This is a genomic window from Parafrigoribacterium humi (assembly GCF_040227205.1).
GTDB classification, from domain to species: Bacteria; Actinomycetota; Actinomycetes; order Actinomycetales; family Microbacteriaceae; genus Parafrigoribacterium_A; species Parafrigoribacterium_A humi.
On sequence record NZ_JBELOA010000001.1, the window covers coordinates 514,419 to 540,567 of the forward strand.

The 26,149-nt window shown below is 65.7% G+C and carries 27 protein-coding genes; 18 read left to right on the top strand and 9 right to left on the bottom strand.

Going from position 1 to position 26,149, the window contains the following annotated elements:
- Positions 1-36: 36 nt before the first annotated feature.
- The gene (locus tag ABUA28_RS02450) at positions 37-1,362 is read right to left on the bottom strand and encodes an extracellular solute-binding protein (protein ID WP_349902347.1); all 1,326 of its coding nucleotides are present in this window, start codon (positions 1,360-1,362) and stop codon (positions 37-39) included.
- Between the two features lie 209 nt (positions 1,363-1,571).
- Between ABUA28_RS02450 and ABUA28_RS02455 the strand changes: the two genes are divergently transcribed.
- Both ABUA28_RS02455 and ABUA28_RS02460 read left to right on the top strand, forming a co-directional pair.
- Complete coding sequence (locus ABUA28_RS02455; protein WP_349902348.1) at positions 1,572-2,330, top strand: DeoR/GlpR family DNA-binding transcription regulator; 759 nt, start codon at positions 1,572-1,574, stop codon at positions 2,328-2,330.
- Positions 2,323-3,183 carry a DeoR/GlpR family DNA-binding transcription regulator gene (locus ABUA28_RS02460; protein WP_349902349.1) on the top strand — a complete coding sequence of 287 codons (861 nt, stop codon included), beginning with the start codon at positions 2,323-2,325 and terminating at the stop codon, positions 3,181-3,183. The genes ABUA28_RS02455 and ABUA28_RS02460 overlap by 8 nt, the downstream gene beginning before the upstream one ends.
- A 12-nt stretch (positions 3,184-3,195) precedes the next feature.
- On the opposite strand, the gene ABUA28_RS02465 is transcribed toward ABUA28_RS02460, so the two are convergent.
- The gene (locus tag ABUA28_RS02465; RefSeq protein WP_349902350.1) at positions 3,196-4,413 is read right to left on the bottom strand and encodes an MFS transporter; all 1,218 of its coding nucleotides are present in this window, start codon (positions 4,411-4,413) and stop codon (positions 3,196-3,198) included.
- A 102-nt stretch (positions 4,414-4,515) separates the two neighbouring features.
- Here ABUA28_RS02465 and purU point away from each other — a divergent pair, with 102 nt between their 5' ends.
- The 6 genes from purU to ABUA28_RS02495 all read left to right on the top strand — a co-directional run bounded on the left by purU (position 4,516) and on the right by ABUA28_RS02495 (position 9,201).
- The gene (gene purU / locus ABUA28_RS02470) at positions 4,516-5,406 is read left to right on the top strand and encodes a formyltetrahydrofolate deformylase (RefSeq protein WP_349902351.1); all 891 of its coding nucleotides are present in this window, start codon (positions 4,516-4,518) and stop codon (positions 5,404-5,406) included.
- Between the two features lie 22 nt (positions 5,407-5,428).
- The gene (locus ABUA28_RS02475; protein WP_349902352.1) at positions 5,429-5,824 is read left to right on the top strand and encodes a YrdB family protein; all 396 of its coding nucleotides are present in this window, start codon (positions 5,429-5,431) and stop codon (positions 5,822-5,824) included.
- The gene (nagA, locus tag ABUA28_RS02480) at positions 5,821-6,975 is read left to right on the top strand and encodes an N-acetylglucosamine-6-phosphate deacetylase (RefSeq protein WP_349902353.1); all 1,155 of its coding nucleotides are present in this window, start codon (positions 5,821-5,823) and stop codon (positions 6,973-6,975) included. Before ABUA28_RS02475 ends, nagA begins: the two co-directional genes overlap by 4 nt.
- A 219-nt stretch (positions 6,976-7,194) precedes the next feature.
- A complete protein-coding gene (locus tag ABUA28_RS02485; RefSeq protein WP_349902354.1) occupies positions 7,195-7,593 on the top strand; it encodes a GntR family transcriptional regulator in 399 nt (132 codons plus the stop codon).
- Positions 7,590-8,486: an ABC transporter ATP-binding protein gene (locus tag ABUA28_RS02490; RefSeq protein ID WP_349902355.1), complete on the top strand. Its 897-nt coding sequence runs from the start codon at positions 7,590-7,592 to the stop codon at positions 8,484-8,486. The genes ABUA28_RS02485 and ABUA28_RS02490 overlap by 4 nt, the downstream gene beginning before the upstream one ends.
- A gap of 4 nt (positions 8,487-8,490) precedes the next feature.
- Positions 8,491-9,201 (top strand): hypothetical protein, encoded by a 711-nt coding sequence (locus tag ABUA28_RS02495; protein ID WP_349902356.1) that lies wholly within the window; start codon positions 8,491-8,493, stop codon positions 9,199-9,201.
- A 20-nt stretch (positions 9,202-9,221) separates the two neighbouring features.
- Here ABUA28_RS02495 and ABUA28_RS02500 read toward each other — a convergent pair whose 3' ends face one another.
- From ABUA28_RS02500 to ABUA28_RS02515, 4 genes are all read right to left on the bottom strand, one after another.
- Positions 9,222-9,992 carry a glucosamine-6-phosphate deaminase gene (locus tag ABUA28_RS02500; protein ID WP_349902357.1) on the bottom strand — a complete coding sequence of 257 codons (771 nt, stop codon included), beginning with the start codon at positions 9,990-9,992 and terminating at the stop codon, positions 9,222-9,224.
- Between the two features lie 31 nt (positions 9,993-10,023).
- Positions 10,024-11,184 (bottom strand): ROK family protein, encoded by a 1,161-nt coding sequence (locus ABUA28_RS02505; protein WP_349902358.1) that lies wholly within the window; start codon positions 11,182-11,184, stop codon positions 10,024-10,026.
- Entirely contained in the window at positions 11,181-13,544 is a 2,364-nt protein-coding gene (nagZ, locus tag ABUA28_RS02510; RefSeq protein WP_349902359.1) for a beta-N-acetylhexosaminidase, read from the bottom strand. Before nagZ ends, ABUA28_RS02505 begins: the two co-directional genes overlap by 4 nt.
- Before the next feature lie 111 nt (positions 13,545-13,655).
- Positions 13,656-13,961, bottom strand: coding sequence for a thioredoxin family protein (locus ABUA28_RS02515; RefSeq protein ID WP_349902360.1), 306 nt, complete (start codon positions 13,959-13,961; stop codon positions 13,656-13,658).
- 224 nt (positions 13,962-14,185) lie between these two features.
- On the opposite strand from ABUA28_RS02515, the gene ABUA28_RS02520 reads away from it, so the two are divergent.
- Positions 14,186-14,617: an Hsp20/alpha crystallin family protein gene (locus tag ABUA28_RS02520; protein ID WP_349902361.1), complete on the top strand. Its 432-nt coding sequence runs from the start codon at positions 14,186-14,188 to the stop codon at positions 14,615-14,617.
- Positions 14,618-14,783: 166 nt separating this feature from the next.
- Here the strand turns inward: ABUA28_RS02520 and ABUA28_RS02525 are convergent, their stop codons facing one another.
- Entirely contained in the window at positions 14,784-16,127 is a 1,344-nt protein-coding gene (locus tag ABUA28_RS02525) for a TIGR01777 family oxidoreductase (RefSeq protein ID WP_349902362.1), read from the bottom strand.
- Between the two features lie 85 nt (positions 16,128-16,212).
- Here ABUA28_RS02525 and ABUA28_RS02530 point away from each other — a divergent pair, with 85 nt between their 5' ends.
- Entirely contained in the window at positions 16,213-16,650 is a 438-nt protein-coding gene (locus ABUA28_RS02530) for a pyrimidine dimer DNA glycosylase/endonuclease V (protein ID WP_349902363.1), read from the top strand.
- 19 nt (positions 16,651-16,669) lie between these two features.
- Here ABUA28_RS02530 and ABUA28_RS02535 read toward each other — a convergent pair whose 3' ends face one another.
- Positions 16,670-17,263: a MarR family winged helix-turn-helix transcriptional regulator gene (locus tag ABUA28_RS02535; RefSeq protein WP_349902364.1), complete on the bottom strand. Its 594-nt coding sequence runs from the start codon at positions 17,261-17,263 to the stop codon at positions 16,670-16,672.
- Between the two features lie 78 nt (positions 17,264-17,341).
- Here ABUA28_RS02535 and idi point away from each other — a divergent pair, with 78 nt between their 5' ends.
- From idi to ABUA28_RS02575, 8 genes are read left to right on the top strand one after another with little or no spacing between them, the layout of a single operon-like run.
- Positions 17,342-17,926: an isopentenyl-diphosphate Delta-isomerase gene (gene idi, locus ABUA28_RS02540; RefSeq protein ID WP_349902365.1), complete on the top strand. Its 585-nt coding sequence runs from the start codon at positions 17,342-17,344 to the stop codon at positions 17,924-17,926.
- A 1-nt stretch (position 17,927) separates the two neighbouring features.
- Positions 17,928-18,998 carry a polyprenyl synthetase family protein gene (locus ABUA28_RS02545; protein ID WP_349902366.1) on the top strand — a complete coding sequence of 357 codons (1,071 nt, stop codon included), beginning with the start codon at positions 17,928-17,930 and terminating at the stop codon, positions 18,996-18,998.
- On the top strand, positions 18,995-19,888 hold the full coding sequence (locus ABUA28_RS02550; RefSeq protein WP_349902367.1) for a phytoene/squalene synthase family protein: 894 nt from the start codon (positions 18,995-18,997) through the stop codon (positions 19,886-19,888). Before ABUA28_RS02545 ends, ABUA28_RS02550 begins: the two co-directional genes overlap by 4 nt.
- Positions 19,885-21,459 (top strand): phytoene desaturase family protein, encoded by a 1,575-nt coding sequence (gene crtI, locus ABUA28_RS02555; RefSeq protein WP_349902368.1) that lies wholly within the window; start codon positions 19,885-19,887, stop codon positions 21,457-21,459. Before ABUA28_RS02550 ends, crtI begins: the two co-directional genes overlap by 4 nt.
- Positions 21,456-21,782: a lycopene cyclase domain-containing protein gene (locus ABUA28_RS02560; RefSeq protein ID WP_349902369.1), complete on the top strand. Its 327-nt coding sequence runs from the start codon at positions 21,456-21,458 to the stop codon at positions 21,780-21,782. Before crtI ends, ABUA28_RS02560 begins: the two co-directional genes overlap by 4 nt.
- Positions 21,779-22,108: a lycopene cyclase domain-containing protein gene (locus ABUA28_RS02565; RefSeq protein WP_349902370.1), complete on the top strand. Its 330-nt coding sequence runs from the start codon at positions 21,779-21,781 to the stop codon at positions 22,106-22,108. Before ABUA28_RS02560 ends, ABUA28_RS02565 begins: the two co-directional genes overlap by 4 nt.
- Positions 22,095-22,979 (top strand): prenyltransferase, encoded by an 885-nt coding sequence (locus ABUA28_RS02570; protein ID WP_349902371.1) that lies wholly within the window; start codon positions 22,095-22,097, stop codon positions 22,977-22,979. Before ABUA28_RS02565 ends, ABUA28_RS02570 begins: the two co-directional genes overlap by 14 nt.
- 3 nt (positions 22,980-22,982) lie before the next feature.
- Positions 22,983-25,172, top strand: coding sequence for an MMPL family transporter (locus ABUA28_RS02575; protein WP_349902372.1), 2,190 nt, complete (start codon positions 22,983-22,985; stop codon positions 25,170-25,172).
- Here ABUA28_RS02575 and ABUA28_RS02580 read toward each other — a convergent pair.
- On the bottom strand, positions 25,150-26,115 hold the full coding sequence (locus ABUA28_RS02580; protein ID WP_349902373.1) for a malate dehydrogenase: 966 nt from the start codon (positions 26,113-26,115) through the stop codon (positions 25,150-25,152). The genes ABUA28_RS02575 and ABUA28_RS02580 overlap by 23 nt on opposite strands.
- Positions 26,116-26,149 lie beyond the last annotated feature (34 nt).

A 26,149-nucleotide genomic window follows, 5' to 3' on the forward strand; every position in this document is an offset into this window, starting at 1 on the left:
TCGTCGTGGTCTTTCGAGTGCGCTCGAGTGGACGGATCACTTGTCTGCCGCGAGCTTCGTCGCCGTGTCTGCGATCGTCTTGATCGCATCCTTCACCGACATCGAGCCCGTGGCTGCGGCGTGCAGGTTGGTGTACACCGCGTTGGAGAACTGCGGGTACCAGGTGGGCGCGCCCTCCGGGAAGACAGGCTTGCTCGTCTTCAGCAGCTCAGACAGCTGCTCGCCGTCCTTCAGCACGCCGCTCTCGGTCAGCTTCTTGATTCCGCTGAGCCTGGACGGGAGGAAGTAGCCGGGCATGACCTTGTCGGGTCCGTTCGCACCCGCGAAGTCCGCCTGGTTGTCCGCGTCGGTGAACCACTCGATGAACTTGGCCGCCGCGGCAGGGTACTTCGCCGTCTTCGGAATGCCGATGCCATCCGGGTTGCTCATGTTCGCCGCAACGCCGCTTACTCCGGGTGTCGGAATGTACTTGACCTTGCCGACCACCGAGGAGGTGTCTGGCACGTCGTAGAGGCTGCCGACATTGCCGGAGTAGTCGGCGAAGGTGCTCGCGACGACACCCTTGGCCATCAGGGTCTGCTGGCCCTGGCTGTCGCTGACGTTGATGTTGCCCGCGGGGACGAGTCCGTCCTTGAGTGCGTTCACCATCCACTCTGCGGCCTTGTAACCGGCGGAACCCGGGTCGGAGAACTGCGGGTTGCCGGACTTGTCGAGCACCGTGCCGCCGAACGCGTTCGTCGTCTCGTACCAGTAGGTCGAGAGGCCCTCTGCTGCGGCGAACGGGATGTTCAGTGGGTTCTCGATGATGCCCTGGTCCTTGATCTTGTGCAGGTCGCTCGTGTACTCGTCGATCGTGGTCGGCATCTCGGTGATGCCCGCCTTCTCGAACAGCTCGGTGTTGACGGTGGTCACGAGGTAGGAGGAGTCGAACGGCACGCCAACGATGTGACCGTCATAGGTGAAGGACGACAGCTGAGGCATGTCCGCCTTGTACGCGGCCTCGTCGATGTACTTCTCCATCGGCAGGAACCAGCCGAGCTTGCCCTCCTGGCCGACGCGCGACCAGTCGACATCCGTCGCATCCGCGAAGTAGGTGTTCGAGGTGGCGGCCGCAGCGATCTTCGTCTGCAGGCTGTCCCAGTCGATCGTTGACCACTTGACGGTGATGCCGGTGTCCTTCGTGAACGCGGCGAGAGACGCCTTCGGCGGTGGTGCGCCGAACAGCGCGACGGTGATCGTCACATCCGTGGTCTTGTTTGATGCTGCGGGGCTGCCGGCACTGCAGCCGGTGGCGATCATGGCGAGGGATGCGGCGCCTGCGAGCAGGGCGGCTCCCCTCAGGCGAGACTTCTTTGTTCTCATCGACGTACCTTCCTTGGGGCTGTGAGTCGGGATGCCCGGTGCAGTACAGATGCACATACTGCGTGGGCGCGAACAACATTTACACAGTGCGCGCCACAGGTAGAAGAGAAGAGAGCGAATGAGCAGTCAAAATGCGCGTTATGAACACTCCTGCGTCATAATCATGCAGTTACGCACAGTTTTGATGCGCGGGTACGTATGATGAACGCGTGCTCAGGAGACAGCGATTGAACCAGATCGTCTCGGCCGTGATCGAGGCCGGGAACATCGAGGTGACCGATCTTGCCCGGCGGTTCGGAGTCTCCGCCGCGACCATCCGGCGCGATCTTGAGCAGCTCGAGGAGCAACGACTCGTCACGCGCATCCACGGCGGCGCCGCCACCAACGCGGCCTTCAATGACCTGCCCCTCAACTACAAGACCGGGCAGGATCTGCCCGAGAAACAACGCATCGCCGAAAGTGCGCTGCGCTACCTCGACGGCGCCCGCGTCATCGGCATGACCGGCGGCACGACCGTCACGGAGTTCGCCCGCCTCCTGATGGGGAGGGAGGGCCTCACCGTCGTGACCAACGCGCTCAACATCGCGACGAGTCTCCTGTCGAACTCCGGCATCCGCGTCTTCGTCGCCGGCGGCGAAGCCCGCAGCAGCAGCCAGGAGACGGTCGGGCCCGGCGCGGAGGCGTTCTTCGCGGACTACAACGTCGACGTCGCCTTTGTCGGGGTCGACGGCGTCGACATGACGGCCGGATGCACGAATTACGACCCGGTGGGGGCGCGCGTCAACGGAGTGCTGCAGAACCGCGCTCGGCAGACCGTCGTTCTCGCCGACGCGACCAAGTTCTCCCGGGTCGCGCTCGCACGGGTGTGCACGATCTCCGAGGTGGACGTATTGATCACCGACGATCGAGCGCCCCAGGCACAGCTCGACGGCATCCGCGGCCAGGGATGCGAGGTCATCTGTGTCTGAGCCCGGCGCGCGGCACGGGGCAACAACGGTCGGCGCGCTGCCGGAACTGCACCCCGCAGCATCGGGTAAAAGATCGCGCCGCATGATCGAGATCCTCGCGATGGTCTCCCAGCACGAGTCGGTCTCGCTCGCCGAACTCTGCGCCGCCCTCGGCGTCTCGGCAGCGACGGTGCGGCGGGATCTCGCCGACCTCGACTACCAGCGACTGCTCCGCCGCACGCACGGAGGCGCGGCCGTCATCGGCTCGCGCGCCGAGCTTCCCGTCGCACTGCGCGACACCCAGTTCCTCGAGGCGAAACGGTTGATCGCGACGCAGACGGCCATCCTCATCCCGCCCGAGCGTCACGCCGTCGCACTCAGCGGCGGGTCGACCACGGCGCAGGTCGCACGCGCGCTGTCGAACCATCGCGACCTCACGATCATCACGAACTCCCTGACGATTGCGACCCTGGTGACCAGCTATCCGCAGCTCAAGGTCATCATGACGGGCGGGTCGCTGCGCCACCAGTCGCTCGAACTCGTGGGGATTCTGGCCGAGAACACCTTCAACGCGGTCAACGTCGGCACGGCGATCCTCGGCACTGACGGCATCACGGCAGAGGGCGGGGTGACCACGCACGACGAGACAGAGGCTCGCACCAACCGTGCGATGGTCATGCACGCGCAGCGCACGATCGTGGTTGCGGACGGGTCGAAGATCGGCACGCTCGCGATGGCGAAGGTCGCAGACATCGACAGCATCGACACCCTCGTCACCGACGAGCGGGCAAACCCGGATGCGCTCGCAGCGATCGAGCGCGCCGGCGTGACCGTGCGGGTGGTCACGGTCGCCGATCGTCGCGACCACCCCTGAGAGTTGACCGCCCTACAGCCCGAAGCGCGCCGCCCGCCTGCTGATCAGTCGATTGGTGACCAGGATCAGCAGAATTCCCACAACCGTCACCGCGACATCCACGAACGGCAGCACGCCGATCCCGTAGGCGTCGAGCAACAGTCCGCCGATGAATGCGCCGCCGCCGATGCCGACGTTGAACGATGTCGTGAAGTAGGCCGACGATACGTCGCGTAACCGCACGGATGCCGTGTGCAGCACCCGGGTCTGCAACAGCGCCGGAGTTCCGCCGAACGCCGCGCCCCACAGCACGAGCATCGCGACGACGAGCCAGTTCAGGTGCGGGAGCAGCGCCATCACGAGCACCGCGACGCCCACGAGCATGAACGCCACGACGAGGCTCGCGCGCGGGTATTTCGCACCGACGAGGCCCGCGAGGAACAGACCGACCGCGCCCGCGATGCCGTAGGCCAGAAGCAGCAGCGCGACCGAGCTGCTCGCGAACGATGCCGCGGTCGTGAAGAACGGCACGATGTAGGTGTAGAAGAGGTTTTGCCCGCTCATCAGCACCGTCGTGATGACGCAGATGACGGCGATGCCGAACAATGAAGGGTCGTGGCGCATCGGCACGGCGATCTCGCCGGTCTTGAGCGGCTCGATGTGGTTGACCTTGGGCAGGAACCGCAGCACGAGCAGGGTCAGCATGAGGATCGCGACGCCCATCGCGGCGAATGCGCCGCGCCAGCCGATGAGGTGTCCGAGCGCCGTGCCGACGGGAACACCGAGGATGAACGCGAGTGTCGCGCCCGAGCCGGTCACGGCGACCGCGCGTGCCAGCTGCGCCTTCGGCACGAGGTGCGCGGCATAGGCTCCGACCACCGCCCAGAACAGCCCGTGCGCGAGGCCGCCGAGCACCCGCGAGAGCACCATGACCAGGTAGTTCGGCGCGATCGCACCGAGGAAGTTGGTCACTGCGAAGCCGAGCAGCACGATGAGCACGAGGCGCTTGCGCCCGAAGCGGTGCGTGAGGGTCGTCAGCGGCGCGGCCGAGACCACCACGGTTCCCGCGAACACGGTGACCAGCAGTCCGATCTGCGACTGCGAGACCTCGAGCCCCTTCGCCATGTCCGGAAGCAGACCCGTGGGCAGCACCTCGCTCGTCACGGAGACGAAGATGGCGCCGGCAAGGATGACGAGGGCGAGCCAGGGGAAGGAGGGCGCGGCAGTGGGCTTGCTTTCAGGCACGTCCATGGGACGGAGTTCCGTTCGAAAAGATGTGGTGCGTTCGCCGCCCGCGGGACGGCGCGGTCCACTGCGCCATCACGGTGATTCTACCCGCAGCCGCTCGCGGCAATGAAGTCGCACGACAGGCAATACGCTGGTGACGTGACCGAAGCAACCACCCACTGGGTTCTCACGCTGGTCTGCGCCGATCGCCCCGGCATCGTGCACGCCATCAGCGGCGCGATCGTCGACGCCGGCGGCAACATCACGGAGTCGCAGCAGTTCGCCAGCCTCGACACCGGCACCTTCTTCATGCGCCTGCAGGTCGAGTCCGCCGCGAGTAGGGAGAGATTCGAGGCCGCGCTCGCACCGATCACCGCCAAGTACGACATGACCTGCACCCTGGATGTCGTCGGTCGCCCGCTGCGCACCCTCGTCCTGGTGTCGACCGCAGCCCACTGCCTCAATGACCTGCTGTTCCGCGAGCGCGCGGGCCAACTCCCCGTGAGCCTGCCGCTCGTGCTGAGCAACCACCCCGATCTCGCCGATCTCGCCGCCTTCTACGGCGTGCCGTTCGAACACCACGAGGTGCGTTCCGCGGAGCAGAAGCTCGCCTTCGAAAAGCGGGTGCTGGATGCGGTCGACCAGTACGACATCGAGCTGGTCGTGCTCGCCCGCTACATGCAGATCGTCTCTCCGGAGTTCTGCGAGCGCCTCGCCGGCCGCATCATCAATATCCACCATTCGTTCCTGCCCGGTTTCAAGGGTGCGAGCCCCTACAAGCAGGCGCATGCCCGCGGCGTGAAGCTCATCGGTGCGACCGCCCACTTCGTCACGAGCGACCTCGACGAGGGGCCGATCATCGAACAGAACGTCGTTCGCGTCGACCACTCGCGCACCCCGTCCGAGCTCGTGTCGATCGGGCAGGACGAGGAGTCGCGCACGCTCACCCAGGCGGTGAAGTGGTTCGCCGAGGGCCGTGTGCTGCTCGACGGCGCGCGCACGATCATCTTCAAGTAGTGCCGGTCGGTAGGATTCAGGAGTGGGCGACTCAGGGGCGAACGAAGATCGCCAGGCCCCGGCGGCTCGCCCGCTGACGGCCAACGACATCCTGCGTTTCCTGCTCGAACTCTTCGCCCTGTTCTCTCTTGGATATTGGGGTTACCTGGCCTGGCCGTTCCCCTGGCCTGGCGTCCTGTACATGATCGGCGCGCCCCTGTTCGCCGCCGCGGTCTGGGCGCTGTTCCGCGCGCCGAAGGCAGTGCTCCCGCTCGACCCCGTGGGCAAGGCGCTCATCGAGATCCTCGTGATGGGCTCGGCGGCCGCCAGCTGGTTCATGCTCGGATATCCCCTCGTCGGCGCGGTCTTCGCCGTGATCGCCCTCATCAGCGGCATTATCAACGGCAGGGCAGAGATCTCCAGGGGGCAGGCGTCATGACCATCCTTTTTCACAGCGCGCGCAAAGTCGACGCCGCAGGGCAGGTGGACGACTTCTGGATGCTCGTGGACGGCGATCGTATCGCCCAAACGGGGTCCGGCCCGGCAGAGCCCACCCCCGCCTGGACCACGGCCACCGAACGCATCGACGTCGGCGGGCACTGGCTCACGCCCGGTTTCATCGATCTGCACACGCACGGCGGCGGGGGGTACGCCTTCGATGACGGGCCGGAAGCGATCGCGGCCGCGCTGGCCTCACACCGCGCGCACGGCACCACAAGGTCGCTGCTCAGCCTCGTCGCGAATCCCCTCGCGCACGTGCGCGAGACGCTCGCGCTGATCGCGGACCTGACGGAATCCGATCCGCTCGTGCTCGGCTCTCACCTCGAGGGCCCGTTCCTCGCGGAGGCCAGGCGCGGCGCCCACAACCCCGACTTCCTGCGCGAACCGCGCCCCGCGATCGTCGAAGACCTGCTCGAGGCGGGCCGCGGCACCGTGCGGCAGATCACGATGGCACCGGAGCTCCCGAACGCGCTCGACGCCATCGACGTGCTCGTCCAGCAGGGGATCATTGTGGCAGTCGGGCACACCGAGGCAGACTTCGAGTTGGCCAAGGAGGCGTTCGACCGCGGAGCACGACTGCTCACCCATGTCTTCAATGCGATGCCCGGCATCCATCACCGCAAGCCCGGCCCGGTGATCGCGGCATTCGAGGACAAGCGCGTCACGCTCGAGCTGATCCTCGACGGCCTGCACGTGCATCCGGATGTCGCGGCCCTCGCCTTCTCGCGCGCGCCGGGCAGGATCGCGCTGATCACGGATGCTATGGCCGCGGCCGCCTCGAGCGACGGCGACTACCGTCTCGGCTCGCTCAACGTCACGGTGCGGGGCGGACTCGCCGTGCTCTCGGGAACCGAGACCATCGCGGGTTCGACCCTCACCCAGGACCGAGCGCTTCGCATCGCGATCGAGCAGGTGAAACTCGCGCCGGCAGAAGCCGTCGAAGCGCTCACGCTCACGCCCGCGCGCGTGCTCGGGCTGGAGAAGCAGTTCGGCTATCTGAAGCCCGGCTACGTCGCAGACGCGGTCATGCTCGACCACGAGTGGCGGGTCGTGTCGGTCTGGGGCGCGGGCCGCAAGCTGCACTACTGACTCCTGGCGCCGAGTCGCGGCGGGGACTATGCGCTCGCGGCTGGAGTTGCGCACACACGTGGCGGGAGAAATGGTCTCGCGGATGGGGTAATGACTCTCGCCACGAGCCCATTTCTCCCGCCACCACAGAGTGAGCACGCTCATGCTTCGCCGCAGGTCTTGACTTTGTCGCACTATGCTCTTAGGTTCTATAGTGCACTATAGAACCTAAGGGGCAGCATGCTTTCCGGAGACGGGCCGATCTTCCTGCAACTCGCCGAGCGGGTCGCAGAAGACATCATCAACGGCACCTACGCCGAAGAGACTGCCGTCCCCTCCACCAACGAATATGCGGCGTTCTACCAGATCAGTCCGATCACGGCTGCCAAGGGCATCGGCATTCTCGTCGAGCAGGAAGCGCTCTACAAGAAGCGGGGGATCGGGATGTTCGTGTCGCCGGGAGCCCGCGGGCGCCTGCTCGCTGCGCGCAAAGCCGCGTTCCGGGAGCAGCGCCTGGCACCGCTCCTGCACGAGGCCGAGCTCCTCGGAATCGACAGGCACGAACTCGCGGGCATGATCGCGACCACACCACCGACGACCACAACCACACCACCACTCACCGACAAGGACCACTCATGACGAACGCGATAGAAATCGATCACGTCTCGCGCAGCTTCGGCCAGGTGCGAGCGCTGGACGACGTGAGCTTCACCGTGCCGGAGCACTCGATCCTCGGCCTGCTGGGCCGGAACGGGGCCGGCAAGACGACGATCATGTCGATCATGGCCGGGCAGGATCGCGCGACCTCTGGCCGCGCGGACATCCTCGGCCACTCGCCGTTCGAGCACGCGCCGACGCTCGCGCAAATCAGCTACGTGCGCGACAACCAGCGCTATCCCGACGACTACAGGCTGCACCACGTGCTGCGGATCGCGCCGGAGTTCGCACCGAACTGGAGCGCCGAGCTCGCGGCGGAACTGGCAGACGGGTTCCGCATCCCGACCACGACCCGCATCAAGAAGCTCTCGCGTGGCCAGCTCTCCTCCGTCGCGATCGTGCTCGGGCTGGCGTCGCGGGCATCCGTCACCCTGCTCGACGAGCCCTACCTCGGTCTGGACGTGACCGGCAGGGCGCTCTTCCACACGATGCTCCTGCGCGACTACGGCGAGCACCCCAGGACGATCGTGCTCTCGACCCACCTGATCGAGGAGTCCGCGGCACTGTTCGACCGCGTCGTCATCCTCGATCGGGGCAGGGTCGTCGTCGATGACGAGGCGGATGCCGCCCGCGACCGCGCGTTCACCCTGAGCGGTGCCAGGGATGCCGTGGCCGAGGTGCTCGGCGACCACCGCGTGCTCGAGAGGCAGTCCATCGGCAATCTCGTGTCCCTCACGGCCGAGGGAACCATCGACGCCGCACTGCGCGAGAGCGCGGAGACCCATGGCGTGCAGCTCGCGCGCCCCACCCTGCAGGAACTCGTCTCGGGCTATGGCGCAAACGACGCCAGCCCCACCGAATCGAAGGCGGCGTAACACCATGAGCACCATCCTCTCCACCACCCAACTGCACCTGAACAAGCGCGAGTCGACCTTCGTCGTACCCCTGTACATCACGGGGATGGTCGCGGTCGTCTCCGTGCTCATCTCGCTCGTCTTCTGGCGCTCGGGCAGCCTGCCGGGAACCGCGGGCTGGATCCAGGGCTCGCAGTCGAACCCGGGCCTGGTCTACGCACTGTCGGGCTTCCTCGTCTATTTCGGGGTGCAGTCCACCGCGACGACGTTCCCGTTCGCGCTCACACTCGGCACCACGCGTCGCTCCTTCACCGCGGGCACCCTGCTCTGGGCGATCCTGGTGTCGCTGTATCTGACGGCCGTGTTCGCGGTGCTCACGATGCTGGAGCTCGTGACGAACCACTGGTTCTCCGGCTTCTACATCTTCGACATCTACATCCTCGGCGCGGGCAACTTCGGGCTGCTCATTCCCATCGTGTTCCTCACGACGCTCTCGCTGCTCACGATCGGTGGTGTCTTCGGGGCATCGTGGATTCGTCTCGGTTCGCGCGGGCCGCAGCTGATCGGCATCGGCACGGCACTCGTGCTCATCGTCGCCGTCATCGTCGCGGTGCCGTCGGCCGGAGCGATCTTCGCCGCGTTTCAGCTGTGGTGGCTCGCCATCCTGGCCGCCGTCGTGATCGTGCTGTCGTCGCTCGGAACCTGGCTCATGTTGCGCACAGCCATCGTGCGCTGAGCCCGTCGAAGCGCGACGGACTACACCGACTCCCAAGTGGGCTTGTTCGCCCAGGCGTAGCGGTAGTAGTCGAGGTTCGCGAGGCGGGAGGCCGCGGCCTCGTCCACGATCACGGTGACGTGAGGGTGCAGCTGGATGGCGGAGCCCGGCGCGGACGAAGTGACCGGGCCCTCCACGGCCGCGGCAATCGCATCCGCTTTGCCCTCGCCGAACGCGAGCAGCAGCAGGTGCTTCGCGCGGTGGATCGTGCCGAGGCCCTGGGTGATGCAGTTCACTGGAACGTCATCGATCGAGTCGAAGAAGCGCGCGTTGTCCGCCCTGGTCTGCTGGGTGAGCGTCTTGACGCGAGTGAGCGAAGCGAAGGATGAACCGGGTTCGTTGAAGCCGATGTGACCGTCGGTGCCGATACCGAGAATCTGCACGTCCACTCCCCCAGCCTCGACGATCGCCCGCTCGTAGTTCTCGCCAGCCTCCTCGATCGGACCGCGGTCTGCCGGCACCCGCACGAGCTCGGGGGTGAGGCCGAGCGGCCCCACCGCGTCGCGCCAGATCACCGAACGGTAGCTTTCCGGGTGCCCGGCGGGCAGGCCGACATACTCGTCAAGCGCGAACCCTCGCACCCTCGAGAGGTCGGCGCCCCGCGCGGCGATGGCGCGGTAGACCGTGAGCGGCGTCGACCCGGTCGCGAGGCCGAGCACGGCATCCGGCTTGCGTGCGACGAGACTCAGGATGACGTCGGCCGCGAGTTCGCCGGCGTCCTCCTGGCCGTCGAGAATGACTATTTCTGCCACGGAACAACTCCTTGCCTGGACTGTGTGTACATCAGGAAACCCCGAGCTGTTGCGACAGCACGGCGGCAGCCGCCCCGCGCAGCACGATGTCGTCGCCGAGCCTCGTCAGGCGCAGAGTGACCTCGCCCGCCATCGTTCTCGCGCGCAGCGTCGAGGCCACAGCCTCCGCGAGCACGCCGTCGAAATACGCGCTAGGCCCGCTGAGCACGATCTCGGTGAGGCCCAGCGCCCCGACGACCGGCGCCAGCGCGATCCCCAAACGCTCGCCCGCCTCGCGCAGCACTGCGTCACGACCCGAGCAGGTCGTGGCCAGCGCGAGCCTCGCCTCGAGCCTCGGGATGGCCAGCCAGGTCTCGAGGCAGCCGCGCTTTCCGCAGGAACACGGCTCGCCATCCGGATCGACGACGACGTGGCCGATCTCCCCGGCCGTGAAGCGGCTGCCGAAGAGTTGCACTCCGCCGAGAAGCAGTCCGGCGCCGACGCCGTGCCCGACCTTGACGAGCATCGTGTCGCCCTCGGCGTCGCCGAAGCTGTGCTCGGCGAGCACCGCGACGTTCGCATCGTTCACCACGACGACCGGCAGCGAGAACTGTGCGGCGATGCCGGCCTGCAGGGGCTCGTCGACCCAGCCGAGGTTGGGAGCGCTGAGCACCGTTCCGGTGTCATCGACGACCCCCGGTGAGCCGATGCCGATGCCGAGAACGGGTGCGGTCGCCTCGCTGCGCAGCCGCTCGATGAGCTGGACCACCTGTGCCGACGCGACGTCGCCTGTGCTGCCCGCGAGTGGCACCTCGGCGCGGCGCAGGACGGCGCCGCCGAGGTCGAGCACCGCGCCGCGGAAGACGGCGTAGTCACCGAGGTCGACCCCGATGATCTGGAACGCCGCGCGGTCGATGTCGAGCAGGATGGCCGGCTTGCCCCGGTGTGCTCCCTCGCTCGGTGCGACCTCGCGTCGTCCGAGCTCGACGACGAGCCCGTCCTCCATGAGTTCTGCAACCAGGTCGGAGACGGTCACGCGGGTCAGACCGGTACTGCGCGAGACATCCGCCCTGCTCTGCTGGCCGGAACCGTAGAGGGTCTGCAGCACGAGCGCGCGGTTGTGCACACGCGCGTGTTCCGGCAGCACCTTGGCGGAGGGTCGCAGTGGCCTGCTCCCGCTCGAGCGACGCGCCCGCTCGTCCTGCGTGGTCATGTTGCCTGCCTCCCGCCCTGCCCGCCAGCCAGGGCGGCACCGATCGCCGCGACCGACGAGCCAGGCGGCACGAGGTCGACCCGCGACGAGAACTCGAGCGAGGCGATGAACGGGGACGAGCGCCCCCAGGAGTCGAGCACCGCGCGAATCCGGTCGATGAGCGGGGCACCGAGCGAACTGATGCCACCGCCGATGACGACCCGGTCGACGTCGATGCTGAGAATGAGGATGCGAACGGCCAGCGCGGTGTTTTCCACGAGCCGGTCACGCACCTCGATGGCCAGCGGCACGCGCCTCTCCGCCGCCTCGAACAGTTCGACCACGGGGTACGGATGCTCGCTCGGCCACTGCCTCGCGACCGCGGACCCGGAGGCCAGCGTCTCGAGACAGCCGTGCTGGCCGCAGCCGCACACCGCACCGTTCGGGTCGACCGGAATGTGTCCGACCTCGCCGGCGGTGCCGCGGGAGCCTCGCCACAGTGCGCCATCCAGCACGATCCCCGCCGCCATCCCGGTGCCGAGGTTCAGGTAGGCGATCGAACGAGGCGCGTCTGGCGCGGTTGCGAACAGGTTCCACACCCCCAGCGCCGCCGCATTCACGTCGTTCTCGAGGCGCACGGGAAGGTCGAACCTCGCGGCCAGCCGCGGGCCGAGATCGAGGCCCGTGAGCCCCAGGTTCACCGCGTGCCTGACGATGCCGGCCTCCGCATCCACCGACCCCGGGACGCCGACGCCGATCGAGCGGAACGCCCCCGGCTCGACCCCTGCAAGGTCGGCCAGCCCGGAGACCGCGGCGATCGCAGTCTGCAGCACGGCATCCGCCCCGAAACCGGTGGGTAGACGCAGTTCGTGCGCGATGGCTCCGGCGACATCGACCGCGACGGCGTGCACCTTGGTTCCGCCGATGTCGAGCCCGACCAGCAACGGTTCAGATAGCGGCGGCGCGCCCACAAGCGAGGCCTCGCTCATCGCTTCCGCGCTTTCCAACCACGAGAGCAGCGCACTCCCAACATGCCGGGAGCCGCCAAACGTGGCGACATCGGCGTAGGCCCGGTCGTCGCTCGGCCAGCCCATGTCGACAATGAGGGCATTCGGATATTCGTGGCGCGCTCGGTCGATCGCCTCGCGCACCCAGGGGAGCCGGTGGTTGTCTTTGCCGATCACCACCGGTTGCGCACCAATCGGCACGCGTATCGCTTCGCCCTCGTACACTCTCAGTGTGTTTGCACCCGCCGCCTCGACCCCCCAGGGCGAGGCGCCGATCGCGATGTTTGCCTCCGTGACCATCGACACGAGAACACGATCGCTGTGGACCGCGATACCGGGCTGGATATCGAACACCGCGACCGTGCGATCGAGCGGGAACGCGGGTTCGTCTCCCGCCGCCTCGGACCCGGCCACAAGCTCCCGCGCGAGCGCCCCGGTGCGCGAGGCCGCGTCGGCGAGCCGCGAAGCCTCGAGACGACCATCGGCGACGGCGCGCTCGATCTCCCGCTCGATCTCGCCGAGCTGCTCGTCGGTCGTGTCTGTGCCGATGCAGAGCAGGTCGCAGCCCGCGGCGAGCGCGCGCACGGCGGCTCCGGCGATGCCGATCTCCTCGCTCGCGCCGGTCATGTCGAGGGCGTCCGAGACGATCACGCCCTCGTAGCCGAGTTCCTCGCGCAGCAGCTCCTGCAGGATCGCCCGGGAGAAGGTGGCCGGGCCGCTCGCGTCGATGCGGGGCAGCAGGATGTGGGACGTCATGATCGCGCGCGACGCGACCACCGCAGCGAACGGCAGCAGCTCCCGGGCGCGAAGCTCCTCTAGCGGCAGGTCGACCACGGGGAGCGAGAGGTGCGAATCCGTTGCCGTGTCGCCGTGACCGGGAAAGTGCTTCGCGCACGCCGCGACCCCGGTGGACTGCAGCCCGCGCACCCAGGCCTCTCCGTGCCTGGCGACGAGCGCGGGGTCTGCGCCGAAACTGCGCACCCCGATCACCGGATTGTCCGGGTTGGAATTGATGTCGACATCCGGCGCAAAGTCCAGGTTGACGCCGGCGCTGCGCAGCTCGAGCCCGATCGAGCGCGCGACAGACTCCGTGTATTCGGAATCGTCGATGCGGCCCAGGATGGCGTTGCCCGGGTAGGGCGACCCGGTCTCGTGGTAGAGCCGGGTGACGTCTCCGCCCTCCTCGTCGATCGCGATGAGCGCGTGCGGGTTGGCCGCGCGGATCTCGTCCGTGAGGCGGCGCAGCTGATCGCGGGAGGCGATGTTCGCGCCGAAGAGGCAGACGCCGGCGAGACCGTCACGCAGGCGCGCGGCGAGCCAGCGCGGCAGGGCCGTGCCGACGAAGCCGGGCAGCAGGGTCGCGGATGCCGTCACGACATCCGCCAGACACTGTTCTCAGACACCCGCATGCCATTTAGTAAACCTTACAAACAAAACATTCGCAACGCCTGGCACGCTTATCCGGCTCTCCCCTCCGCCGAGCGCTCAGAGGGCTCGAAGGCGCTCGACGAACTGCTCCGTCGTAGGAGCCCCGGCAATGCCGGCAGGCGTGAAGTAGATGCGACAGCACAGCTCGCTCGTGCGTTCTCCCGTGGGGAACAGGTCGACGCCGTCCACCGCCACCGTGGGCGACCCTGCGAACATGGTGCCATCGGCATCGTCCGACGATTCGAGCAGGCGATATCGCACGGCAACATCGTCGTACCCGGTTTCGTCCAGCGCTGACCGCATCCGTCGGCCCGCCTCCTGCCAATTGGGGCATTCGTCGATGTGCAGGATCTCCACGTTCATACGACCCATTCTGCGCTCACTCCACAGTGTCGCGCAGGCGTCGCGACCCGGGGTCACGGCGCGGATGCCAGGCCGCCAGCGAGGCGATTTCGCTCTCTGCGAATAACTGGCACTCTTCAACCGAGAGTGCTAATATTTTCGTACTTGAGCGTATACGACTCAAGTTTAGAAAGAAACCGGTTGCGCTTGTCCACAAGGCACGCGCTGCGAAGGAGTAGATGAAAATGGCAATGTTGTTCGACCCATTCCGTGAACTGGACCGCGTCGCTGCAAACCTCCTCGACTCGCGTCAGGGCCCACGCCTGATGCCGATCGACCTGTATCGCGATGGCGATCACTACATCCTGAGTGCCGACCTCCCCGGCATCGACCCCGGCTCGGTCGATGTGGATGTCGACGGCCAGTTGCTCACCATTCGCGCCGAGCGCACGGCTCACAGCGATGACGGTGTGAAGTGGCTCGCACATGAACGCCCCAGCGGCAGCTTCCTTCGCCAGCTCAATCTCGGCGACGGGATCGACACCGAGAACATCAGTGCGAACTACGACAACGGCGTGCTGAGCGTCATGATTCCGATGAGCGCCAAGGCCAAGCCGCGCAAGGTCGCGATCACCGCGAACGGCACCGCGGAGAAGCCGGTGGAGGTCACCGCATAATCGCGTCGAGCAGTCCTCGGTCACGGGTCGCAGTCTGGGCACATCCCCAACTGCGGCCCGTGACCTCTTTAGCGTCGCTGAACCCGACTTCCCTTGGCAGACCTCGAATGGCCACGGGCTTTCCTGAGCGGGGTGAGCTGACCAGACGAGCAAAACCAGCCCGGCGTCAGCAGATGACTCTGCCGAGCTGATGTCGAAGAGAACCTTCGAGAACGGGCTGGCGAAAGTGATGCCCGGCCCGCTCGAGCTTCGCGGGAACCACACGCGGGTCGGCTTCGGCGAGCTCGGCTGAACCCTCATAGCCCAGCAGAATTCGCGGTGCGAAGGCCGGTACTGGAAGCAGCGCCGGCCTGCGCAGCACCCCCGCCAGCGTGCGTGCGTACTGCGCGTTGCGCACTGCCACGGGCGCCACGGCGTTGATCGGCCCCGACATCTCGGGGTCAACCACCACACGGTGATACACGTCGACGAGATCGTCCAGGTCGATCCACGAGACCCATTGACGCCCGTCAGAGATGGGGCCACCGAGGCCCGCGGCGAACAAGGGACGGTACAAGCGAAGGGTTCCACCTCGAGCCGCCTGCACGATCCCGGTGCGGATCGAAATCACGCGAATGCCGGCCTCAGCTGCCGGCCCGGCCGCGGCCTCCCACTCAGCCACGACATCCGCCAGAAATCCCTGGCCTCGACTACTTTCTTCGGTCAGCTCTTCGTCGCCACGGTCGACGCCGTAATAGCCGACGGCCGAGGCAACAACCAGAACCTTGGGTCCCCCGGATGCGCTCGCCGCGATTTCAGCCAGTCTCCGGGTCGGGATGATCCGGCTGCCCCGAATCGCCTTCTTGTGGTTCTCGGTGAACCGGCCGGCGATCGACTCGCCTGCCAAATGGATGAGCGCGTCGACGCCATCGAGGAGCCCGGGGTCTGGATGCATCGGATCCCAGTGCCGCTCATCCGCACCGCGCGCACGCCCGCGCACGAGCCGCACGACGCGATGCCCTCCCGTCGAGAGGAACGCCGAAAGAGCGGAGCCGACCAGTCCAGACGATCCGGTCATCGCAATCGTGAGCGATGGGGCACCCATACCCGCGGCCCACCGGTGTGCAGCGAGATCATCGGCCAATTGCCGGTGTCGATAGACGAACATGGGCCGAAGCGCCCTCGACCCCACCGGCGTCTCGACTCGATCGGTCACCCTGGTTGTCGTCGCCGATTCCACCGCGAACTCGTGACTGTGCCGCCAGTTCACGAGGGCGCGGACTGGAAGCGAAGCCAGGCCGTCCACGCCAATGGTGTCAATGAAGCGTCGGGGCGGGTCATAGCCATCGGGGTCGTGCCGCGACACCCAGGTGAGGCCGCCCGGTAATCCCAGCACTGCCTCTCCGTCCTTGAGCGATGCGCTTTCTACCAGCACTCGCGCCGGTTGCCATGGCGGTGCAAGCCTCGAAAATGCCCCAGGCCTCTCATGCCAGGCGAAGACCTCATCAATCGGAGATTGAACGATGCTCATGTACGTGATCGTCACTGCGGGCACTTCCCTTCACTCGCGCGGTGGCCGAACGGAACTCCCGTTGACGGTCGCTAGTGTGGTGCTGGTGAGACTCTGGTCCGTGAACCCCCAGTACTTCGACCGGCAAGCCCTGACGGCATGCTGGCGGGAGGCGCTTCTGGCACAAGCGGTACTCGCGGGTGCGACCAAGGGCTACCGACAGCATCCGCAGCTGGAGAGATTTCGGGATCACGCTACGCCCGAGGCCGCGGTCGCTCGCTTTCTCAGCGGCATCGCCGACGAGGCGGATGCCCGTGGCTATCACTTCGACCGCACGCGAATCCACGACCGCCCCAAGCCGGTCGCTCCAATCCCGGTGACGAGGGGTCAACTCGCCTACGAGTGGACGCACCTCACGCGCAAACTGGCCAGTCGCAGCCCGGCGGTTGCTGAGCGCTGGATCGATCTGCGAGAACCTCGACCACATCCGCTGTTTGTCGTCGAAGACGGACCGATCGCGACGTGGGAGAGGCCGAGCGGCTGAGCGTCTCACGGCCTGACTCTTAATCTGCGTTCTGCGGGCGCACTGCCGCCTCGCCCTGTAGCTCCTGGGCCTCGTCACTCGTATTGCTGAGGTCATTGAGAAAGCGAATGACCACTTCGCGATCTTCGGGAGATAGCTTCGCTGCCACGTCGAAGCGGCGCGCATGGGTTCGCCCCACGGTGTCCCTCACCTGTTCGTGAGTCTGCTGGGTGATCGTGATCATCAGCGCGCGTCGATCGCTCGGGTGAGCTGAGCGCTCAATGTGTCCGGCGGCGGCGAGCCTGTCAAGCAGTTTCGTGGTGGAGGCGCTTGAAATACTGAGGTGCTCTGCGAGGCCACCCGGAGTAGCAATGAGTCCCTCGTTCTTGCAGACCACGAGAAAGCGCAGCGCTTTCATGTCGTTCTCGTTCAACTTCATGTGGTTTCGCGAGCTGAGGCTCATCTTCTGTTCTGCCTCGCGCCAGCGCCGAATGGATTGCAGCACCCGCACGATCTGCGAGATCTCGGCGTCGTCCATCGCGGAATAGTCGACAAGCTCCTGTTTCGGATCAACCGCTCGTGGGTCGAGAATGGCCCCTTCGACTCGACTGGAGATGCTGGCTGGTTCGACCATCCTGTTATCGTATCCTGAAAGATAATGCTTGATAAGCTATTTATTAGCTATGCTAGATAAAAATTCAAGGGAGTTGAGATGGCAACCGCGAGCGACAATGAAGATGTTGTACTTCTCGACGAGCAAGGCAAGGCGATCGGGCTGGCGAGCAAGGCGAGTGTGCACGGTCCTGATACCCCATTGCACCTCGCGTTCTCCTGCTATGTACTCAACGAGCAGGGTCACGTTCTCATCACCCGACGCGCACTGAGCAAGGCAAGCTGGCCAGGCGTGTGGACCAACTCATTCTGCGGGCATCCTGCTCCCGCAGAGCAACTACTCACCGCGGTACACCGACGAGCAGCCTACGAGGTCGGGCTCGAACTGACCCAGCTTGAGCTAGCACTTCCCGTCTTTCGCTATCGAGCCGTGGATGCCGCCGGCATTGTCGAAAACGAAGTATGCCCGGTCTACATCGCGTCTACCTCGCAGGAGCCGACGCTGCATCCCGTCGAAGTCATGGATCATGCCTGGGTCGATCCCCTCGACCTCGGACGTTCGATTCGGCTTACCCCCGCGGTCTTCAGCCCCTGGCTGGCGCTTCAGGCACAGCTACTGCCGCTTCTTGGCGGATCGCGACAGCATGACTCGACTCAATTGGCCCACGCGGGAGAGCGAGCGTGAGATGACACTGACGACACCGCTCTTCAGTAATACCGTTCGAGTAGACGACATCACCGAACGATTGAGCGCATTCTTTCACCAGAAAGAAGGCGAAGCGGTGCAATACGGCCGACAGTACGCAGAGCTCTGGTCTGCCATCCGTCGATCGAGCGACGGGGGAAAACGTTTTCGACCCGCACTGGTCGTCGGCGCCTATCACGCGTTCGGAGGAAGCAACGACGACGACGCCGTCACCGTGGCGATGGCGTTTGAGCTTCTGCACGCGGCATTCCTTCTGCACGACGATGTCATCGACGGAGACGTCGTGCGCCGCGGTCAGCCCAACGTTGTCGGCTCCTTCGCATCACAGGCTTTCGAGCGGGGGGCAAGCGCATCCAACGCCGAACGCTGGGGACAGGCATCCGCAATTCTCGCCGGAGACCTTCTCATTCACGCGTCCCAGTCGCTCGTCGCTAGACTCGACATTCCCCACGAGGCACGCGGTGCACTACTCGACCTCTTGGAGGAGTGCATGTTCGTGACGGCCGCCGGAGAGCTGGCAGACGTGGCCTACAGCAGCGGCATCGAAAGGCCTGTGCTGTCGCAGGTCATCTCAATGGCACAGTGGAAAACGGCGCACTACTCGTTCCAGGCACCGCTGCAGGCCGGCGCGATGCTCGCCGGCGCCACTGCCGCAACACTCGCCGCACTCGGCGAGTACGGTCGCAACGTGGGCATCGCGTTCCAATTACGTGACGACGTGCTCGGGGTTTTCGGCGACCAAGAACTGACGGGAAAGAGCACTACGAGCGACATTCGGGAGGGGAAGGTGACACCCCTGATGTGTTACGCCCTCCAGCGCAGTGAATCGAGCGAACTCAGCGAGATTCTCGAGCGCGGCGATGCCGACGAGAGTGATGCTGCGCGCGTGAAGGAGATACTCGAGGCCGTGGGGGCGCGATCGTTTATCGAGCAATTGATCGCGGAACACAACAACGCTGCACTGGCGGCCATCGCCGCGGCGGCTATTCCCCCCGCGCTGCGCGAGCAGCTCAGAGAAGTGGCATCGAAAGCGGGTGAGCGGTCCTGGTGACACGACGCTCGGACGCCGACTCCGACCTCAAGCTGTATACGCGTGCGGCACACAAGAGCTCGGCTACCATCATCCACGAATATTCGAGCTCCTTCGGGATGGCGTCGAACCTGCTCGGCAAATCGGTCCGCCCAAATATCGAGAACATCTACGGTCTCGTGCGCATTGCCGACGAGATCGTCGATGGCGCCGCCGCTCAGGCGGGCCTCAGCGTGCCAGCCCAACTGGCGCTGCTCGATGCGCTCGAACGCGAAACGCAGGATGCCGTGCTGGGTGGCTACAGCACGAATGTCGTCGTGCACTCCTTCGCGGAGACCGCCCGGTCTGTCGGGATCAACGCCTCGCTCACCGCACCCTTCTTTGCCTCGATGCGGCGTGACCTGGATCCATCGCCGTTCACTGCGGAAGAGGTCGACGACTACATCTATGGGTCGGCAGAAGTCATCGGGCTGATGTGCCTTCGAGTATTTCTACACGGCACCGAATGCTCGCCAGACACACGAATGCAACTGGAGCATGGTGCCCGCAGACTCGGAGCCGCCTTCCAGAAGATCAATTTTCTGAGGGATCTGAGCGTCGACTGGACCGATCTTCACCGAAACTACTTTCCCGAGATCGATCCGGAAAAACTCACCGAGTCGCAGAAGCTGGCGCTCCTGAAGGACATCGACGATGACCTCGACCAAGCGGCCGCGGTCATCCCGCAGCTTCCGGCCAACTGCCGCGTCGCCATTGACGCCGCACACGGTCTGTTCCAGGAACTCAGTACTCGAGTCCGCAGCGCGCCCGCCGCGACGCTGCTTCACACAAGAATCAGCGTGCCCGCGCAGGTCAAGCTCCGAATCCTGCTGCGAGCCAAACTGCGAAATCGCGGTAGGGGCAACTCATGAACGGCAGCAGACAACGGGGAACAGCCGTGATTATCGGCGGAGGAATTGCGGGTCTTGCAACCGCAGCGCTGGTCGCCAAAGAGGGCTACAACACCACCATTCTCGAAGCTCGCAGCGAACTCGGCGGTCGAGCAGGCAGCTGGGAGCGCGACGGGTTCCGCTTCGATACCGGCCCGTCGTGGTACCTCATGCCCGAGGTGTTCGACCACTTCTACCGGCTGATGGGAACATCTGCTGCGGAACAGCTCAGCCTCGGCCGCCTGGATCCCGGCTACCGGGTGTTCTTCGAAAAGCACGCGGACCCGGTGGACATCGTCGCCGACCGCCACGAGAATGCGCGCACCTTCGAACGGATCGAACCGGGTGCTGGCGCCGCGATGGAGCGCTACCTGGCCTCAGCGCGCGAGACCTATCGCATTGCGACAGAGCGCTTTCTCTATTCGACTTTCGCCTCCTTCCGGCCGCTGCTCGTGGGCGAAGTGCTGGGGCGGACGGGCAGACTCATGCGCCTGCTCCTTCAGCCGCTCGATCGTTACGTCGCGCGATTCGTGACAGACCTGCGCCTGCGCCAGATTCTCGGCTACCCTGCCGTGTTCCTCGGCTCAGCGCCATCAATGACGCCAAGCATGTACCACCTGATGAGCCATCTCGATCTCGAAGACGGTGTCTACTATCCGGATGGCGGCTTCGCGGCGGTCATCGACAGCATCGCGCGGCTGGCAGACGCCGCCGGGGTGACCACCCTCACCCGTTCCACCGTGACCCGGATCACGACGACGGCAGGTGCGCATCCGCGGGTCACCGGGGTGGACTACCTCGATCCGGCGGGCAGCCCGCGGCACCTCGACGCGGACGTCGTCGTCTCCGCGGCAGACCTGCACCACACTGAAACGCAACTGCTACCGCAGGAGCTGCGCAGCTATCCGCAGGAGTGGTGGGACAAGCGTGTCGCGGGACCCGGAGCGATTCTGGTCTTTCTCGGGGTTCGCGGTGTGCTTCCCGCACTAAGCCACCACAGCCTCTTCTTCACCGAGGACTGGGCAGACAACTTCGGCAGAATTTTCGGCGCGGTGACCTCGGTGCCAAGCCCTGCATCCATCTATGTCTGCCGCCCGAGTGCCACGGACTCCGCCGTTGCACCGGAAGGGCACGAGAACCTATTCGTGCTCGTTCCGGTTCCGGCAGATCCCGGAATCGGCCACGGCGGAATCGACGGCGCAGGAGATGCCACAGTGGAGGTAGTTGCCGACGAAGTCATCCGCCAGATCAGCGAGTGGGCACAGATTCCGGATCTCGCCGAACGCATTGTGGTGCGCCGCACCATGGGCCCGGCAGACTTCGAGCGGGATCTGAATTCGTGGAGGGGCACCGCCCTGGGCCCGGCACACACCCTGCGTCAAAGCGCATTTCTGCGCGGCAAGAATGCGTCGAGCAAGCTAGACGGGTTGCTTTATGCGGGCGGCACGACAGTGCCCGGAATCGGTCTGCCAATGTGCCTGATCAGCGCCGAGCTGGTCATCAAGCGACTGCGCGGCGACATCAGCACCGGTGCTCTTGCGGAGCCACTATGAGCTTTCTCTATCTCGCAACGTTGCTCGTGGCGATCGGGTGCATGGCGCTCATCGACCACCGATTCCGACTGTTCTTCTGGAGGGATGCCCGTAGGGCCGCGATCGTGCTCGCCGCCGGCCTCGTCTTTTTTCTGGTCTGGGATTTCTTTGGCATCGGCCTCGGCATTTTCTTTCGCGGCGAAACGGCGATCATGACCGGCGTGCTGCTGGCGCCCGAGCTACCACTGGAGGAGCCGTTCTTTCTGCTCTTTCTCTGCTACCTCACCATGGTGCTCATTGCCGGTGTCGAGCGTGTCCTCAGCCGAAGGAAGGCTCGATCGTGAGCTACACCGTGCTCAGCCTCCTCTTTCTTGTCGTGGCCGCGCTTGTCTTGGTCGCGGTGCTGGTCGGCAGACCGTCTCGGTCCTCACTGATCCGGCGTTGGTGGTTGCCCGTCGTGATCGCGGGGGTCGTCCTGCTTGCGCTGACCGCAGCCTTCGACAACGTCATGATCAGTGCGGGCCTCGTTGCCTACGACCCGCGCTTAACTTCAGGCCTGGCGATCGGTTTCGCGCCGATCGAAGACTTTGCCTATCCGTTGGCCGGACTCATGCTTTTGCCCGCGCTGTGGTCACTACTCAGAAAGCGGGGCTCAGATGCGCACGGGTGAGCGCCGCGGAGTGACCAGATCGCTGTTCCTGGCCTCGCGGCCGATCAGCTGGATCAACACCGCATTCCCGTTTGCTGCGGCTTACTACCTCAGCACCGGGCGCATCGATGCGCCGCTGATCATTGGCACCGTGTTCTTTCTTGTGCCCTACAACCTGGCGATGTACGGCATCAACGATGTCTTCGACTACGAGTCCGACCTTGCCAATCCCCGCAAGGGCGGCATGGAGGGGGCCGTACTCGACCGCGGAATCCACCGGATCACGCTGTGGACCGCGGTCATCTTGAGCCTGCCCTTTGTGATCGCGCTCGTGGCGTTCGGAGGCCCTCTCTCTTGGCTCGTGCTCGCGATCAGCCTCTCCGCGGTCGCGGCGTACTCGGTGCCGGGCCTGAGATTCAAAGAGAAGCCTCTTCTGGATTCCATCACCTCGAGCACCCACTTCGTGAGCCCGGCGGTCTATGGCCTTGCTCTCGCCGGAGCAACCTTTAGCCCCTCGATTTTCGCGATCCTCGCCGCCTTCTTCTTCTGGGGAATGGCCAGCCACGCCTTTGGTGCCGTACAAGACGTGCTGCCCGACCGGGAAGGTGGCATCCACTCGGTGGCCACCGTGATGGGCGCCACGTGGACGGTGCGTTTCGCGATTGCGCTCTGGGCCGCGGCTGGTCTGCTCATGCTGTTCACCCCGTGGCCGGGACCCATCGCCGCGCTGTTCACCCTTCCGTATATCGCCACCGCACTGCCCTTCCGCTCGGTCTCAGACGAGGCGTCGGAATCGGCGAACCGCGGGTGGAAAAGGTTCCTCTGGATCAACTACTCCGTCGGCTTCCTCGTCACAATGCTGTTCATTTTGTTTGCACTCGAAAGGCACTGATCGATGTCAACCGACAATCCCCGCCGCGACTGGACTCCTCGTCGCTGGCTGCGCATCCTGCTCCCCTCGCTGCTGCTCGTCGCCTGGCTCGTCGCCGCGAGCTTCGGCGGACCCACGTTCGGTAAGCTCTCCTCGGTCTCCAGCAACGACCAGGCGGCGTTCCTGCCGGCGAGCGCCGAATCGACGAAGGTCAATGAGCTGCAGCAGAAGTTCACCGACTCCAAGGCGATCCCCGCGATCGTGCTTCTGGTCTCCGACGACACGCTCTCTCGCAGCGACCTTGCAGACGCCGTGACGCTCGCAGGCAAGCTCGGAGACGTGAAAGGGGTGCAGGCTCCCGAGGCGCCCGCGAAGACCTCGGTCGCCGGTCCCATTCCGTCCGAAGACGGCAAGGCCGTCGAGTACATCGTGCCGATCAGCGACTCCAACGAGGTCAAGACGGTCGTCGCGGAGCTGCGCTCGGTGGCGGATGCCGGCGCTCCGTCCTCGACGACGGCGTACGTGACGGGGCCCGCGGGCCTCACGGCCGACCTCGTGAACGCCTTCGGAGGCATCGACGGCATCCTGTTGCTCGTCGCGGCTGGCGCTGTGTTCCTCATCCTGCTGCTCGTCTACCGCTCGGTGGTGCTGCCGTTCCTCGTGCTGCTCACCTCGATCTTCGCGCTCACCGCAGCCATCCTCGTGGTCTATGCCTTCGCCAGCTGGGGCTGGATCAAGCTCAGCGGGCAGAGCCAGGGAATCCTGTCGATCCTCGTGATCGGCGCGGCCACCGACTATTCGCTGCTTCTGGTCGCCCGCTTCCGCGAATCCCTCAGGCACGTCGAGTCGAAGTGGGCCGCCATCGGCAGGGCGTGGAAGGCCGCGTTCGAGCCGATCGCGGCCTCGGGCGCGACCGTGATCATCGCGCTGCTGTGCCTGCTGTTCTCCGACCTCAACTCCAACAAGAGCCTCGGACCCATCGCCGCGATCGGCATCGTGTTCTCGCTGCTCGCCACCCTCACGCTGCTGCCAATGCTGCTCGTGTTGTTCGGTCGCATCGCGTTCTGGCCGTTCCGGCCCGCGGTCGAGACCGAGGAAGGGCACGCGCACCACAAGGCCGAGGATCAGATCCACGGGCTAGAGGGAATCCGGGGACTGTGGCGCCGCGTCGGCAGGCTCATCTCCCGCCGCCCGAGGGTCACCTGGATCGTGTCGCTCCTCGTGCTCCTGGCCTGCGGCCTCGGCGTACTGCAGCTCAAGGCCAGTGGTGTGCCACAAACCGACCTCGTGCTCTCGCAGTCCCAGGCGGCCGACGGCCAGGCGCTCGCGTCCAAGCACTTCCCGAGTGGCGCAGGCAGCCCCGTGGTCATCGTGACCCAGGAGTCGAAGGCGGATGCCATGCTCGACGCGGTCACCGCGACCGCGGGCATCGACTCGGCGAGCGTCTATGTTGGCACCGTGCGTCCCGGCACCAGGGCAGACCCGATCGTCAAGAACGGCAGGGTGCTCATCGACGCCGTGCTGAGCTACGAGGCGGACTCCGCGAAGGCCGAGGACGTGGTCAAGACACTGCGCGCCGAACTGCCGAAGACCGATCCCTCCGTTCTCGTCGGCGGTGTGACGGCGATCGCCTACGACACGAACGCGACGGCACAGAGCGACCTGGTCAAGATCATCCCGATCGTTCTCGTGGTGATCCTGCTGATCCTCATGCTCCTGCTGCGGTCGATACTGGCACCGGTGCTGTTGATCCTCAGCGTGGTCGTCTCCTACGCTGCGGCGCTCGGCGTCTCCGCGCTCGTGTTCAACCATCTGTTCGGCTTTCCCGGAGCAGATGCCTCGGTGCCGCTGTTCGGCTTCGTCTTTCTCGTGGCCCTGGGCGTGGACTACAACATCTTCCTCATGACTCGCGTACGCGAGGAATCGATGCACTTGGGCACGCGGCCAGGGATCCTGCGCGGACTCGGCATGACGGGCAGCGTGATCACCTCCGCCGGGGTCGTGCTCGCGGCCACCTTCGCAGCGCTCGGCGTCATCCCGATCCTGTTCCTCGCCCAGATCGCGTTCATCGTCGCCTTCGGCGTGCTGCTCGACACCGCGATCGTGCGGTCGCTGCTCGTGCCCGCGCTCTCCTACGACGTCGGCAAGGCGATCTGGTGGCCGTCGAAGCTGTGGCGCAACGGCGACAAGGTCACAGCAGGCCGAGTGTCGTGACCGCTTCGCGCTCCTCGATGAGCTCGGCGACCGAGGCGTCGATGCGCGCACGCGAGAAATCATTGATGTCGAGCCCGGGCACGACCTGCCAGTGGCCATCGACGGAGCTCACCGGGAACGAGCTGACCAGCCCCTCCGGCACACCGTAGGAGCCGTCGCTCGGCAGCGCCGCAGAGGTCCAATCCCCCACGGGTGTGCCGTGCACCCAATCGCGCACGTGGTCGATAGCGGCACTGGCAGCGGATGCGGCGGACGACGATCCGCGTGCCTCGATGATTGCGGCACCACGCTTCGCCACCGTGGGAATGAAGTGTTCTTCAACCCAGCTGTGGGCAACATCCACCGGCTTGCCGTCGACCAGGGCATGAGACAGGTCGGGGTACTGCGTGGCGGAATGGTTTCCCCAGACCGTCAGCCGCGTAATCGCGGAAACCGGCGCACCGGCCTTGTGCGCCAGCTGGCTGAGAGCACGGTTGTGGTCGAGACGGGTCATGGCGGTGAACCGCTCGGCAGGCACATCCGGAGCATGTGATGCGGCGATCAGCGCGTTCGTGTTCGCAGGGTTCCCCACTACGAGAACGCGGATGTCGTCGGCAGCACCCGAATTGATGGCGCTTCCCTGGGGTGCGAAGATCCCGCCGTTCGCCGCGAGCAGGTCGCCACGCTCCATGCCTGCGGTACGCGGACGCGACCCCACCAGCAGCGCGATGTTTGCACCCTCGAAGGCCGCACCGGCGTCGTCGAACACGTCGACACCCTGCAGCAGCGGGAACGCCCCGTCGTCGAGCTCCAGTGCGACGCCCTCCGCCGCCTTCACGGCCTGCGGAATATCCAGCAACCTCAGAGAAACTGGCGTATCGGCGCCGAGCATCGCCCCCGACGCGATCCGAAACAGAAGCGCATACCCAATCTGGCCGGCCGCCCCGGTAACGGTGATCTTCACACTCTCGACCCTACGCCTCGCCCTGCTTCGTCGA